Source organism: Endozoicomonas gorgoniicola, assembly GCF_025562715.2.
Classification (GTDB): Bacteria; Pseudomonadota; Gammaproteobacteria; order Pseudomonadales; family Endozoicomonadaceae; genus Endozoicomonas_A; species Endozoicomonas_A gorgoniicola.
Genome location: NZ_JAPFCC010000001.1, coordinates 814,023 through 827,598, shown reverse-complemented (window position 1 = coordinate 827,598; position 13,576 = coordinate 814,023). Strand labels below are relative to the sequence as shown.

14 protein-coding genes are annotated in these 13,576 nt (G+C 48.0%); 4 read left to right on the top strand and 10 right to left on the bottom strand.

Features of this window, described 5'->3' with window-relative positions:
* Positions 1-8 precede the first annotated feature (8 nt).
* Positions 9-767, bottom strand: coding sequence for a uracil-DNA glycosylase family protein (locus NX722_RS03835; RefSeq protein WP_262566785.1), 759 nt, complete (start codon positions 765-767; stop codon positions 9-11).
* Between the two features lie 503 nt (positions 768-1,270).
* Here NX722_RS03835 and NX722_RS03830 point away from each other — a divergent pair.
* The 3 genes from NX722_RS03830 (at position 1,271) to NX722_RS03820 (ending at position 5,863) form a co-directional block, all read left to right on the top strand.
* Positions 1,271-4,213, top strand: coding sequence for a UvrD-helicase domain-containing protein (locus NX722_RS03830; protein WP_262566784.1), 2,943 nt, complete (start codon positions 1,271-1,273; stop codon positions 4,211-4,213).
* Between the two features lie 74 nt (positions 4,214-4,287).
* A complete protein-coding gene (locus tag NX722_RS03825; RefSeq protein WP_322740965.1) occupies positions 4,288-4,647 on the top strand; it encodes a DUF6155 family protein in 360 nt (119 codons plus the stop codon).
* Between the two features lie 10 nt (positions 4,648-4,657).
* A complete protein-coding gene (locus NX722_RS03820) occupies positions 4,658-5,863 on the top strand; it encodes a plasmid pRiA4b ORF-3 family protein (RefSeq protein ID WP_262566783.1) in 1,206 nt (401 codons plus the stop codon).
* Between the two features lie 64 nt (positions 5,864-5,927).
* On the opposite strand, the gene NX722_RS03815 is transcribed toward NX722_RS03820, so the two are convergent.
* A complete protein-coding gene (locus NX722_RS03815) occupies positions 5,928-6,293 on the bottom strand; it encodes a hypothetical protein (RefSeq protein WP_262566782.1) in 366 nt (121 codons plus the stop codon).
* A 16-nt stretch (positions 6,294-6,309) separates the two neighbouring features.
* Here NX722_RS03815 and NX722_RS03810 point away from each other — a divergent pair, with 16 nt between their 5' ends.
* Complete coding sequence (locus NX722_RS03810; RefSeq protein ID WP_262566781.1) at positions 6,310-6,792, top strand: hypothetical protein; 483 nt, start codon at positions 6,310-6,312, stop codon at positions 6,790-6,792.
* 9 nt (positions 6,793-6,801) lie between these two features.
* Here NX722_RS03810 and NX722_RS03805 read toward each other — a convergent pair whose 3' ends face one another.
* The 8 genes from NX722_RS03805 to NX722_RS03770 form a co-directional block, all read right to left on the bottom strand.
* On the bottom strand, positions 6,802-7,194 hold the full coding sequence (locus NX722_RS03805) for a hypothetical protein (RefSeq protein WP_262566780.1): 393 nt from the start codon (positions 7,192-7,194) through the stop codon (positions 6,802-6,804).
* Complete coding sequence (locus tag NX722_RS03800) at positions 7,194-10,139, bottom strand: tape measure protein (protein WP_262566779.1); 2,946 nt, start codon at positions 10,137-10,139, stop codon at positions 7,194-7,196. The genes NX722_RS03805 and NX722_RS03800 overlap by 1 nt, the downstream gene beginning before the upstream one ends.
* A gap of 263 nt (positions 10,140-10,402) precedes the next feature.
* Positions 10,403-11,146, bottom strand: a complete 744-nt coding sequence (locus NX722_RS03795) for a phage tail tube protein (protein ID WP_262566778.1) — start codon at positions 11,144-11,146, stop codon at positions 10,403-10,405.
* A 47-nt stretch (positions 11,147-11,193) separates the two neighbouring features.
* Positions 11,194-11,595: a hypothetical protein gene (locus NX722_RS03790; protein ID WP_262566777.1), complete on the bottom strand. Its 402-nt coding sequence runs from the start codon at positions 11,593-11,595 to the stop codon at positions 11,194-11,196.
* Positions 11,570-12,154 (bottom strand): phage tail protein, encoded by a 585-nt coding sequence (locus NX722_RS03785; RefSeq protein ID WP_262566776.1) that lies wholly within the window; start codon positions 12,152-12,154, stop codon positions 11,570-11,572. Before NX722_RS03785 ends, NX722_RS03790 begins: the two co-directional genes overlap by 26 nt.
* Positions 12,138-12,434, bottom strand: a complete 297-nt coding sequence (locus NX722_RS03780; protein WP_262566775.1) for a head-tail joining protein — start codon at positions 12,432-12,434, stop codon at positions 12,138-12,140. The genes NX722_RS03785 and NX722_RS03780 overlap by 17 nt, the downstream gene beginning before the upstream one ends.
* The gene (locus NX722_RS03775; protein ID WP_262566774.1) at positions 12,419-13,414 is read right to left on the bottom strand and encodes a major capsid protein; all 996 of its coding nucleotides are present in this window, start codon (positions 13,412-13,414) and stop codon (positions 12,419-12,421) included. Before NX722_RS03775 ends, NX722_RS03780 begins: the two co-directional genes overlap by 16 nt.
* Complete coding sequence (locus tag NX722_RS03770) at positions 13,411-13,572, bottom strand: hypothetical protein (RefSeq protein ID WP_262566773.1); 162 nt, start codon at positions 13,570-13,572, stop codon at positions 13,411-13,413. The genes NX722_RS03775 and NX722_RS03770 overlap by 4 nt, the downstream gene beginning before the upstream one ends.
* Between the last annotated feature and the right edge of the window lie 4 nt (positions 13,573-13,576).

The window sequence follows — 13,576 nt, the reverse complement described above, 5'->3', positions numbered from 1 at the left end:
TTCGACAATTATGAAGCCACTTTCATTTTAGTTAATTCTTTTATCAAACTTAGGACAGGAGCAAGTGCGATGTTCTTAAAAAGAGTCCAGCTACCATTCCGGGAGGATGGATGAGGTACTTCCAAAACAGGTACATACTCTCCCTCGCTTTGTGAATAAGCTCGAAGATGTTGTCTAGCGAAAGATATCAACCACTGCTGTATTTCTTTGTCCTCTGAAATTGCTCCAGCGACAGCAATTAAATCGTCTAACGGTATCTGAGGGGCAGACAAAACAGAAGCAGCTTTTTTACCTTGAGCTACGAGAAGTTGAGGACTTAATAATTCAATCTCTTGAAGTGCAAAAGGTCGACAGTGATTATACAGCGCTCCTGAGACCATGTCTCTTTTCCCATCAGCCCCAGAGCATTTGGCAGCATTAATCATCGCATAAAAAGGATGTGGAGATGTATTTTCCTCAATCTGCCCTTTTAATAAACCCTGGATTAATTCCGTAGTGCCTCTCATATGCGGATTTAATGACTCGCCCCAAAGACCTTCAATAATAGATCGTCTTTTCTCCAGATCAGCTGGTTCATGCCCAGTATCCAAAGCTACTACCACTATTCTGAATAATTCACCATATTTTGATCCTACGTGCGCCTCTGCTCCGTGATAAAGCGGTCGTGGTTCGGCTTCAGAGCACTTCTGCTTATTCGGACAATTAAACGCACCTACAGCAATAGATTCCCTAGCGTAAAAGTTCTTCAGCTCAATTTCAGAATACATTTTTTAGGCTCCCCCAATACATCCAAAGCAATGATATGATGTTTCGAAACTGGTGCCGAGCCCCTATCAGAAAAACGCCTGCGAACCGCTGTTACTACCTCCAGCAAAAAAATGAACTAACGTACTGTTTTCAAAGATAAAACCAAAGTGGAGGTGTCGAAGAGTGAATTCCTCCACTTTTTCAGAGAAGAGAGAAAAACAGAGAAAAAACAGGCAAAAATGCAGTTAAACGACAGGGGCTGAAAACTACGAAGGAAACAGAAACAGCCCTTTATACTGGGCTGGATAAAACAAAACCCCAACGACAGATGTCGCTAGGGCTTTGAAATATGGCGGTGGGGCGGGAACCCATTTCAGAATATGATGATAGTCGCCAAATCTAAACCATAGTTTTACATAGTATCCGGTTTACAACCTGAACTATAATACCTCCTACTTCGCACCTACCATCCATAAACAGGATCATGAGCAACAGGCATTGTAATGCTCAACTTCTAAATATCATGAATGTACTTTTTTACAACGACCTGAACCCCAGAAACATTCCGGGCTTGGCCAAAGTTCAGAAAGCACTGGAAGCAGGCAATTTCACTCAGGCCGATGTCCGTAAGATTGATAATAACCTTTACCGTGCAAGGCTGAACCGTAGTGATCGAATACTGTTTTCATTGTACCGCTTTCAAGGTGAACCGTACTGCCTTATTCTGGAACACGTACTAAACCATGCCTATGAAAAGTCCCGTTTTTTAAGCCGAGGCGTGGTCGTGGATGAGGATAAAATTCCAGTAATAAGTAATACGGACATTGCCGAATCCAAAGAACTGGTCTATCTCAATACGGGCAGTGACCGCTTTAACCTGTTGGATAAAATCATATCCTTTGATGATGCTCAGCAGTCTGTCTACAAACTACCCCCACCCCTGGTCATCATTGGCAGCGCCGGTAGTGGTAAAACCGCCCTCACTCTGGAGAAAATGAAGCAGGCTTCCGGCGATGTTTTATATGTCAGTCTATCGCCTTTTCTAGTGCAAAATGCCCGCAATCTCTATTACGCTAACGGTTATGAAAATGAAAATCAGGAAGTTGACTTTCTGTCATTTCATGAGTTTATCGAAAGTATCAGAGTGCCTGATGGCAACGAAATCAAGCTAAGGGATTTTTCAGTCTGGTTCCAGAGACATAAAGGCCAAAGCAAACTGAAAGACCCTCACAAGCTGTTTGAAGAGTTCAGAGGGGTACTCACAGGCCCATCAACAGAATCCGCCTGGTTATCACGGAGTGAGTACCTTAAGCTGGGCATCAAGCAGTCTATATACAGCGAGGAAGAGCGTTCAGGTGTTTACGACCTTTTTGAAAAATATCTCAGCCACCTGAAATTAAATCAGCTTTACGATACCAATATCGTCAGCCATGAATATCTCTCCAAAGCCTCTGCCCGCTACGATTTTATCGTGGTCGATGAAGTCCAGGATATTACCAATATTCAGCTATACCTGATTCTTAAAACGTTACGCAATGCGGGTCACTTTATCCTTTGTGGTGACTCGAATCAAATTGTACATCCCAACTTTTTCTCATGGTCAAAAGTAAAGTCGTTATTCTTTGAACAGAAAACACTCACCGGTCATGGTGAAGTTGTCCGGGTATTGCAGTCAAATTACAGAAACTCTCCGGTCGTCACTCATATTGCCAATCGTATCCTGAAGCTAAAACATGCCCGTTTTGGCTCTATCGATAAAGAGAGTAACTACCTGGTTGACAGTATTGGGGGGCAACGTGGAAGCCTGCAATTACTGAACGACAGCGATAAAGTCAAAAAAGACCTGAACACAAAAACCTCCCACTCCACCAAATTTGCTGTGCTGGTTATGCACCCTGACCAGAAAGCGAAAGCCAGTAAATGGTTCAAAACGCCCTTGGTCTTTTCAATTCAGGAAGCCAAAGGGCTGGAATATGACAACATCATCCTTTACAACTTTATCAGCGATGAGGAAAAAGCATTTCTGGACATCGCTTCGGGTGTAGACCCTAAAGCACTTGAGGGTGATACCCTGAACTACGCTCGTGCAAAGGATAAAAGCGACAAATCCCTGGAAGTCTACAAGTTCTATATCAATGCGCTTTATGTGGCCATGACCCGGGCTGTCAGCAATTTATTCCTTGTAGAAGAACGTCAGAAGCACCCCCTGATTCGTCTGCTGGATATGGATCGGCACAGCAGTGACCTTTCCCTCGATAAACAGGATTCCAGTCTGGATGAATGGCAGAAAGAAGCACGCAAACTCGAACTGCAGGGAAAGCAGGAACAAGCTGACGATATTCGTGACAGAATCCTTAAACAGAAACCTGTGCCCTGGCCTGTACTCGATCAAAATGCCTTTACCGCTCTGCGGGAAGAAGCCCTGACTGGTACTAATAAGAAAAAGCGGATTCTGGCCCTGGAATACGCCATTATTTATCACCATCGCCCCACCCTGAATGCCCTGGTCAAAGCTGGCGTAAAAGCTGCGTCTCAACCGGAAGGCAAGTCACTGACCCAACTGTACCGTAAACACTACATGACCTACGATTTAAAAAATCCTGGCTCAGTGTTGCGGGATACCGAGCAGTACGGCATTGATCACAGAACAATTTTCAACCTTACACCGTTGATGGTCGCCTCTCGTATTGGCAATGCAGGACTGGTTAAAGAGCTGGTTGAGCGGGGAGCAAACCCGAATAAAACCGGCAGCAACGGACTTAATGCGCTGCAACTGGCTATAGAGATAGCACTGTTTGATGAAAAGTACGCTAAAAATAAACTACCTGACATTTATCAATTACTGGAGCCAGACAGCCTTTCCATTCAGGCCGAAGGGCGTCTGATCAAACTCGACAAAAAACTGATGGGTCTGTTTATACTCAACCTGATGTTCGCCCTGTTTTACCGAACACTCGGCAATGTCTTGAGTATCAACTGTGGATTCACAGCCAAAGAAATTACCGAACGGGTACAGCAATTGCCGGACTCTGTCCTCCCTGAGCGACGGAAACGCCAGTCTTACATCAGCAGCATTCTATCCGGTAATGAGGTTGAAAGGGATTCACCTTATAACCGCAAACTCTTTAAACGCATAAAACGGGGTCACTATATCATCAACCCACTGCTCAAATTGCGCGAGGAAGACCAGTGGGCTTCGATTCACGACTTGCTAAAGCTTGATGATCTGGATTTCAAACCAGCCGTGATCGCCGACTATGACATACGTCCAGAATACAGGATTAGTTTCCAAAAACGTCTGGATCACCAGAACACAATTCGCTCTGAGAATGTTCGGTATTTTTGTGGCGAAATTCAGAAGTTAATCGCAGAGGGTGAAAGGACGGTGAAAGATGTGATTTCCTCAGAAGAGCTGAGCGTAGCCAGTACCAGCCACTCATTACAAGACAAGGTAACAACATCCTGAAAAAATCAGGCAGGCAGGGAGTAAAGGCCTCTTTCTTTGATGATGATTCTGCTGTGCTGGAAAAGTACAAATAAATCGTCAGGGATGAATACATCCCTTCTGGACGGCGACAGTTTCCGCGCATGCGGGCATCTGTCGCCAAAAAAGCCATTTCAGATTACAAAAAAGTCTCCAGTTCCAATACAGGCCTTGCCGATATCATGCTAACTTTTGTTGAATCAGGAGTCTGGTGTACCAGAGAGTATGGCGAGATTGACGAGCCGTTTTACAGCAGCATGGAAAGTATGCATGACAGGGCTGTCAAGTTCATAAAAAAAGAGGGGTTAGTCCAAATATTCGATGACCAGCTATGTGACCTGTTAGACAAGACCTCGAAAATGGGCCGGGGGTTCCATGAAACCCTGTCAGAAACCTATGAAACCTATCTGGGCTAACTGAAGTAAAATGAAACTTATCGATCTCTCAAGCGATTCTCTGAAAATCATTCGGTCTCAAGCTTTCACAGACTCGGAGCCGGGCTCTGTAGTCAAAGATTTCAATCGTTTTCTGAACCGGCTCATCGAAAAGCCGGTTCCACTGAGTAAAGGCAAACGGCAGCCTGTCCAGAAATGGACTGCACTTCTGAATGAAGAATTAACCAATCCCGACAAGCCTGAACTTAAGCGACCTCTGACCATCCATTATCCATCAACATTAGGTTTGTACCTGCTGGTCCGAGCATCCGGACTTGGGCGGGTTATTGTAGTGGGAGTCAACAAATTCAAGCTCATCATCCACGAAAATATGTTAGCTCAGTGGCAACAGCTAACAGCAGTTGAACAATACTTCAGCCTGCTGGGCGCATGGCTAACAAGAGGTGTCTCAGACATTATTGGTGAAGAACTGTCAGGCCGCAGCCACTGCATACTGGGCTGCAGTGGCGCTAATTTTCTCAGAACGTCAGACTTTACTGAGGAGCCCATTTCAGAAACAGCTCTTGAAATACTGCCTCACAGCCTGGGGGCTTACAACGTTGCACTGCTGAATCTTTTTGGCCTCGCCCATATTCGATGGCAAGAGAACAATCAGCTCGGTCACCTGCAATTTTCTCCTCTGGGTGTCACCCTGTTTAATGCCTTCCAGAAATCCATTGATCTGCAAGGGCTTTTTCTGCCCTCTGGTTGTCAGGACATACTCTATGAAGTTAACGGTATGCAGAAAGTAGTTCGACAATGGCGAAATGACATTAAACAGCTTCTACTTCCAGTTAAGCCGGAACTAAAAGACAGCTATATCATTGATGTCTCAATGCCCGCCTACAAATGCCGGAGAACTCTCATGGTACCCCTGGGCACAAGTTTTGAAAAACTGGCAAAATCAGTTTTGAGCGCTTTTTCATTCAGCCATCAGCACCTGTACCATTTTGTCTATGAAGACTTTTACGGTGATATATACAAGGTGGCTGACCCGCTTCTGAGACCCCGTTACAATGATTACGCTGACGACACCAGCCTGAAAGATCTTCTGCCTACCCCAGGAGATCAGCTCCGCCTTCTTTACGATCTCAACGATCCCTGGGAATTTATTCTGGACATAAAAGACGGCCTTAATGAAAAAGCAAACAGCATCACCGTAATCAACCGCAAGGGAGAAGCGCCCAGAGAAGTTTAATTCCTCATCGAATTCATCCCGGGCTTGCCTGTAAATTCGTCAACGGTGGTTAGACTTCAACGTTCTAACCACCATACAAAAGAGACGGGAACCTTAGCCGTGAAGTCTGGTTGAATCCAGACAGGTCGGACACTGATCGACTGAGGTAAGCTGCGTGAGATGAGGCGACAACTTTGTTGACAAACACCGGAGGTTCGGTCAGGATCAGATGGCTGCCAAGGTAGGCATCGTTATTATCGGTGCTGATGCCCACGTAGGCTTTACGCAAAGCCACATCACCAATAGTTCGGTCGATCCTTGAGATATCCTGAAACAGGTTGTTGACGTTGCCGTCGATGACTTCGGTGCCAGTTGCCCGACCACCGCCGTCTTCCTCGTCACTGAGGCGCTGGCTTTCGAAGAGCTTTACATCGTCGTTGTTGATAGCCATGGTCTATCCTTCCTGCATGAAATTGAAATTATGCTTACTAGTCATTATTTTTCAGGCAATCGCCACTCATGCTCTGACAATTGAGGAGTGTGATTATTTTATTGATCAATGGAAGTCGGATATTGAAATACTATTTAATGCCGCAAACTCAAATTCAGTAGTTTCATTTGAATCAGGATCAAAATTTCTCAATAAGAAAGGCAACTTTTTAATGTATCAACAAGGAATGCCTTTTATTGATTGGATAAGTGCTAAAGGACTCATTGGTAGTACCGAACACTTCAATTCGCATCCTTACAACATTTATATGACCAAATATCCAGATTCAATAAAGAATCACTATTCTTTTAAAGCTGAACCAAAAAAAGAACTTCATTGCAAGTACATATACCACGAATATTACAACAACCTTTTCTTCTGCTGCCTGGTTGATAAACACATAAACCCGCTTAAGTCAGGAAATATTTATTTAAGAAGATTTGATATTGGAAGTTTTTAATATTAACGTTTATTCAGAAATATCAATTGTTAATAAGCGAATAGTGAGACTGTATTGATAATTTTCATCCGGGTAAGCGAAAGGAAGCACTTGTCGGGCTTGAATCGGTGAGCCATTGCGTCGATCAAAAATAACCGGAAAGGTTCGGCTGTCAGAAAGCGTTAGCGTCATGACCTTATTCGGTGTCTGGCTGGTCTGTAGCAGGGCTTCTACCGTAGACCGAGGCACCCAGCCCGACTCATCATTGCCGGACAGTTCAATCGGTCTCCCATGCTTGAGGCTTTGCTCCTGAACCAGTAGTGATCCGGTCAGGCTTCGCTCTGTTGTCTGTTCGACCGGATTCCAGTCAAACTCGTTGACCCACAACAGATCATCCGGCAGTTCTATATCATCCAGAGTCATCACACTGACCTCAATCCTGCATTCTTTAATGCTTCCAGAAACTTCGCTTCATCACTGCTATTGATGCCTACTTTGACATTACCTCCCGGGTACTCCAATCGGATCACTTTTTCACTGCTGCGCCACTCTCTTTTGGGCGGTGGCGGGGCGGGCAGATTCTTAAACTCCCGCTGTCGTTCTTCCAGTTTGTCCTGCTGGATTTGCCTGCGCCGTTCGCTGTAAATCTGGTTATTGAGGCTAAGGGCTTGCTGAATATTGCTGACTGACTCAGCGCTTCCCTCCTGTTGGGCTTCTTGTAACTGGCTTTGTAGGTCACGGTTCCGGCTCTCAAAGCGTCGCCTTTCAATAGACTCCTGCTTGCCCTGGAGCTGATCCAGTTCGTCCTGCATACTGTCCAGCGTACTGCGGGTACTGTTGCCCAGCTGCTCCATACTGTCTTCAGCCTGATCAATGGCATCCGTCAGGCGGTCAAGGTCTTGATGGTTAAGCAAGTCCAGAGAGTGTGCGGCAGAGCGTCCGGCATAAGCGAGATTTTGGGCGGTAAGAGTTCCGTCTTCATAACCGGAAAGCAGTGACTCCAGCGTGACTTTCTGCTGTAAAAACTGCGCTTTCACATAAGCGGCATTGGCTGCGGTATCCGACAACCAGCTACCAATCCCGGTGGGATCAAAACCGCTGGTGACATTAGCAAGCCGACCCGCTTCTTCCTTCGCTTCTCTGAGCTGATGTTTTAACTGGCCTAACTGGTCAGAAGTATCGCTGGTGTCAATTTGGGTGGCACCCTGCATGGCCAGAAAAGCATCTTCTGCCTGTGCGCTCAGGGCATGGAGTTCGGCGGTGGTTCGGTTGAAGACCCCTGCCAGGCCGGAACCGGTGGTTTTTAGTTTGTCGTTATTGTGGGTTATTTCAGTATTGAGACCGCCTATCTCTTTGCCCAGTGATTGAGCAACTTGTGTCACTTCCTGAAGCTTTTGTTTAACCCGTTCCAGTGCTTCAGTGTATTGCTCCTGGGTCAGCGTGCCGTTGCTGTAGGCTTCGGCCAGTGCCACGCCAAGGTCAGCCAGCTCAGTGCGGGTTTCGGCAGCGTCTATTTGTTTCAGGGCATCGGCAGCATCGGCAAAGGCAGACTGTGCGGCCTTTGCGACTTCTTCAGCGGCGGGCTTGACCTGCTGGTAATTATCCAGCAGCTGGTCAATGGTCTTTTTATTATGCTGCCGGATTTTTTGCTGGGACAGTTCGTTATTTCTGACAAGGCTGTCGCCTATATCCGATAAGGCCGCATTGACATCGGAAGCGTCCTGCTTGACCTTCGCTGCAAAGTCATTGCTCATGGCATCCAGCGTGGCGGTAATGGCTGCGGTTTTTGCAGCCATTTCATCAGCATTGACCGCTTTAAACAGGCTGGACAAACCGCTGGTAATGGAAGCAAAGGTCGCAGTCACCACAGCACCAAAACCGTTCACTCCCACCATAAAGCCATTAAAGAACAGTTTGACGGTAGAGCCGGTTATCTCAAACGCTGACCTGGCATCGCTCAAAGCGGTACTGACTGTACGGAAACCGTTTTTTATTCCGGAAACAAACCCTTCAATGGTGACACCAGAAAGTGACGCCTTGATACTCTCCGCCATGCTGATAAAGCCATCGCTGATGGATTGTGCCACAGCAGCCAGTTTGCCGTTGTCCGTTAATTCCTGAATGCTGATGGCAAAGCTTTTTAACTGACCTTTGACGTAATCCAGCCAGCCGGAATCGGCAATCTGCCCTTTAAACTTCAGCCACTCATCGGACATATTCGCCATCAAGCCTGACAGCAGGCTCATATTAGCGGCAGCTGCCCCTTCGCTGGATTTACCAATCTCTTCAATCAGTAGCTTGATGGTGTCCCGACCCAGTTTCCCGGCACTGGATAGCTTCTGTAACTCCTGAGTATTTTTGCCAGTGACTTTTTCCAGCAGACTCCAGACCGGAACGCCACGCTCTACAAGCTGTAGAATTTCCTCCCCTTGCAGCTTTTGTTTTGCCCACGCCTGACCCAGGGCAAGAGTCATCCCGTTCAGGCGTTCCATCCCGCCGCCGAGTTTGGAGGTCTGATCCACAATGGCCTGAAGCGTGCCGTCCATCGGATCAAGCCCGAAGTTCTTCAGCGCAGTAAACGAGTCAGCAACCTGCTGTAACTCCAGTGGGGTTTTAGAGGTGAAGTCCTTGATCCATTCAACCGCCCGGTTGCCTTCCTCGATACTGCCCATAATGGCCGCCAGTTGTACTTCCAGCCGTTCAAACTGATCCCCGGCTCCTAAAACACCCTGCATGGCACGCTTGATGGCGTACAAACCAGCACCAGCGGATACCAATGCCGTGAATCGACCTGCCAATCCGTTAATACCTTTTGAGGCAAGACTGGCATCACTGGCCACCTTCTTAAACGGGTTGCGTCGTAAAGTACGGTTGGCCTGTTGGCTTTTAGCCGTTAGCTTTTGGTAAGCCGCTGATGTTTGTTTCAGTTCTCTTTGTAGCCGGTTCTGCTGCTGGGCAATCTTACGGTTCGATAATCCGGCTTTCTCCAGAGAGCCACGCAGCTCGGCTAATTTCCCCCGCTGCTGCTGATAGGCTCGGTTTGCCGCAATGACTGACTTACGGGCATTATCCAGTGATCGCTGCATCGCCTTGGTGGGCTTGGCGGTCTTTTTATATTCCTGCGCTAACTGTTCAACCTTCTGTTCAGCCTGCTTATACGCCTGCCCCGATGCCTGAACGGTCTTTTTCTGCTGCTGAAAAGCCGATAACAACTTGTCCTGTTGTTCAAGGGTGCTAAGTTGTTGTTTCAGCTCATGGGTTTTATGGCGTAGCTTTTCCAGCGATTTAGCCGATTGCTGAAGCGGGCCAGAGAGGGTGTCCCTCGCCTTGAGTACTAACCGTAAGGCGGATTCTTTAACTGATCCCATAGTGAGCCTTAATTTTTAGCGATGGAGGGATGGCAATGCTGACGCCAGAACAAATGAATTACTTAATCGAATACCTTATAACGCTTAGTGGAGATAGCCAGCTACTTCTACAAACCTTTTTAACTTTGTTTGATAACAACAGTGAGTTCAGAAGTTGGGTTTACGACATCTATCAAAATTGTGACTATCAACTGGCCACTGAATTCATTTCTTCAGCTGTTGAGAAATACAGAGAACAATACATCACTCCCTGAACCCATAACTTATGTCGCCAGATCAATCTGCATAAACGGACTCAACCCGTTCCCACTAATGCTCGGGTCTGCCAGCACATCTATCTGCAAACTGAGGCTGGCAAAATCGTCCGAGATAAAGCCAAGGTTCTGGGCTGGCGAGAACTTCACCCGATGCACCCGGATATTGAAGGGCAAGCCTTCCTGGGCATCGTTCAGCCCTTCCATAAACAGCACAAACTCACGACCACTTTCCACTAATGCCTGCACCATATTGGAGGCAGTGGGCGTGTAACTGACCTTCACACCTTTGTTATCAATACCGCTGTTCACCAGCACCTTGATACCGGACTTGGTTAGTTCATAGTCCACACCCGCCGCCAGTTCGGTATCCGTACTGCCTTTAACCGTGACCGATTGCTTCAAGTCTGGCAGATGGTTGAAAGGAATCAGTTCGTCTTCCACACCGTGACTGGGTAACAGTTCATCGGTGATTGGGGTGGTGCTGGCTGTAGCCACACTGCCCCGCAGGGCAAGGGAGATATTGGAAGCGGTAAAGTCATTAGCGACAATGCTTGCCGTAACACTGGACACCCGGCTGAGTACATTGCGGTTACCACCACCGCCCAGATAGTTTTTCAGCTCTTTACGGTCTTCTTCAAAGCTGAAGGTAAACTCGCTGACGTTGCCAATGGGCAGCAGTGGCGCTGACTGGTCGTAGGGTTGCAGGTGGATGGAACCGGCACCAATGAAGCTACGGTCGATTGTGGACATAGTAAGTCTCCTGTTGGATTTATTTTTGGAATGGTTGCCTGAGCGATTTAGAAGACGGCTTCAAGGTTCACAGACATATCTGCAAACGAGAGCTGTCCATTGTTGGGAGCGATATCGAACTGAGTCTCAGAAAAGCTGATTTTCCGGACACTTTCAAAGTTGGCGTTATTGAGCAGTGACCGGATCGTTCGGGCAATGGTCATCAGCTGATAAGTGGAATCAGGCTGCGTCCGGTAAACGCCGCTGACCGTTAATTCCAGCTGATACTTTGCCCGTTTACCCTGCCGTTCCTGTTCCCGGATACTGTCCAGCTGTACCAGAATGGCTGGGGGCTCAATATCCGGAAGGTCAGCGATGGAATAGCCAAGCAATACCGGAAAGCTACTCTCTTCCAGTTCGGCGACCAGGGCTTTGATGATCTGTTCATCGGGGTTCGATGTTGAAGGCATAGTTCAGCTCTTGTTGCAGCAAAGTGGTAAATCGCTCCAGTAATTCCGGCTCCAGAGCAGCAATGACCTGACTGGCACTGTCGTAAAGTGGGGCTCCCTGCTTTGCCAGTGGTAATCCCATCCACATCATGCGTCCGGATCGTTTTGAGCGCTGGTATCGGTGTTTCCAGTTTGCTTTACGTTTAAACACCATCGGATGAGAAGCATTGAGCGGCTGCATCAGAAATGCCCCCGGCCAGAAGTGTTTGGCGGTCCGAACACCGGATCGGGTTTGCACTGGTTTACCCAGATAGTGGGCCGGAATATCCAAAACACCGATCCAGATCACCAGCTGATAACCGCCGTTCTGGTTCAGGGTCACTCGTACCCTGCCCAGCTCTTTCAGTAGCTTTTGAGTAATGCCTTGTTGACGGGCGAGATTCCGCAAGGTCTGTCGTTCTGCGAAGCGGGAGAGTTTACGCAGGGCTCGGGTTAAGGCTTTGTCCACTCGCCGGGGAGAGTCGCGGAAAGCACTGACGATGTCTTCTATCTGGCTGTCCAGCTCAAGATCGATCTTCATGGAGATTCCAGACAATCAGGTGACCGTCGTCTTTGAGAGGCCGGTCAATTACCCAACGCTGACCTTCAGACTCAATCAGACAACCACGTTTTACAGGCAAAGCTTTGTCCAGACTCACCACAGTCACCTGCTGTAAAACGTTATCATTAAATCCCGTAGCAATCAGCTCCCGGGAAATAATGCCCGTGACATTAATGCTTTGGTTATCTTGCGTGATCGTGACAGGCTGGCCAAAGATGGCCAGCACTTGTTGATGCAAGTTGTTTAACTCATCTTGCATTTAATCACCGCCCCGGGCTTCAGGCAGATGGGCAGAGGGTTGGACTGGGTATGCACCTGAACACCTTTGTCAAAGTCCAGAATCTTCTGCTTGGCATAGCGAGGCAGACCGATGGTATTCACGGTTTCAATAAAGTCCGCCGGGGCATACCAGGTGCGGAACAGGCCGGTGCCTTCAGGAATTACATAAGCCTCGTCCGACTTGATAAACGGAACATTACCCACCTGACCGCGATACTCTTCCCAGTCGATATCCCCGAACCGGAAGCCGGATTTAGGATCGTTCCGCAGCAGGGCGCTGTCCTGATAGCGATGGTAGGCATCCTTCACGTAATCATGGCTCACCAGTCCATCGTAGAAATCTGCACCGCAGAAAGCCCGAAGCCCCGAGTAGGGTTGAGCCCCCAGGGCATCATCCACTTTCCGCCGCAGCTTCACACACTGGATACGCACGTCAGTGGCCGCATCACTGAACTTGAAGGTATGGGTTTGCTGGGTAACACCAAACTCCTGAAACAGGTCATAAATCACGGTGCTGCCATCCGCATCGAGAATCTGCCCCTTGATGGCCCCCAGCCTGAGGTGTTCAAGGGTGACTTCATGGTTGGCGTTCATATCTGAAAGCCGTTGGTTAACAACGGTACGCACCCCTTCCAAAGCACTCTCTGACCCAAAGGCACGCACATTCCGAACTTCGTCCGCCACAATGGTGGAGTCATAAGGAATATGGGGAATGACAAAACTCCGCACCTTGCGCTTGCGACCGCTGGCCTGGGGTGCCGGAGCACCGCGTTCGGAAGTGGGTAGTAGGATCAGCTCACCATTCCGGGACTCAACGACAGCAGTCGTGGTATTGATGCCGCTTTCGGTGAATAAACCCAGCTCACCGATACGTCCGGGCTTGTAGGGCAGATCATTGATGGTGGCTGTCAGGCTGGTCAGACTGAAAGCGTCGTTGTTGAAAATATCCAGTAAGCTCATCCCTGTTCTCCCTGTCTGAGAATGATATCCAGTGACGCCAGCTCGCCTGCCGCTGACAATTCACGACTGATGCTGCTGTTTCCTTCGGACACAATGAATTGTTTATACGCAGCTTTATTCTTGTGAAAGCCAGGAGCAGAAATAGCACCACTGAGCACAGCC

Bases quoted from the DNA above. Each gene is read 5' to 3' on its own strand.
- NX722_RS03780 (WP_262566775.1), bottom strand. From the start codon at position 12,434: ATGCAAGATGAGTTAAACAACTTGCATCAACAAGTGCTGGCCATCTTT.
- NX722_RS03835 (WP_262566785.1), bottom strand. From the start codon at position 767: ATGTATTCTGAAATTGAGCTGAAGAACTTTTACGCTAGGGAATCTATT.
- NX722_RS03790 (WP_262566777.1), bottom strand. From the start codon at position 11,595: ATGCCTTCAACATCGAACCCCGATGAACAGATCATCAAAGCCCTGGTC.
- NX722_RS03805 (WP_262566780.1), bottom strand. From the start codon at position 7,194: ATGACTCTGGATGATATAGAACTGCCGGATGATCTGTTGTGGGTCAAC.
- NX722_RS03785 (WP_262566776.1), bottom strand. From the start codon at position 12,154: ATGAAGATCGATCTTGAGCTGGACAGCCAGATAGAAGACATCGTCAGT.
- NX722_RS03820 (WP_262566783.1), top strand. From the start codon at position 4,658: ATGAAACTTATCGATCTCTCAAGCGATTCTCTGAAAATCATTCGGTCT.
- NX722_RS03830 (WP_262566784.1), top strand. From the start codon at position 1,271: ATGAATGTACTTTTTTACAACGACCTGAACCCCAGAAACATTCCGGGC.
- NX722_RS03775 (WP_262566774.1), bottom strand. From the start codon at position 13,414: ATGAGCTTACTGGATATTTTCAACAACGACGCTTTCAGTCTGACCAGC.
- NX722_RS03810 (WP_262566781.1), top strand. From the start codon at position 6,310: ATGAAATTGAAATTATGCTTACTAGTCATTATTTTTCAGGCAATCGCC.
- NX722_RS03795 (WP_262566778.1), bottom strand. From the start codon at position 11,146: ATGTCCACAATCGACCGTAGCTTCATTGGTGCCGGTTCCATCCACCTG.
- NX722_RS03815 (WP_262566782.1), bottom strand. From the start codon at position 6,293: ATGGCTATCAACAACGACGATGTAAAGCTCTTCGAAAGCCAGCGCCTC.
- NX722_RS03800 (WP_262566779.1), bottom strand. From the start codon at position 10,139: ATGGGATCAGTTAAAGAATCCGCCTTACGGTTAGTACTCAAGGCGAGG.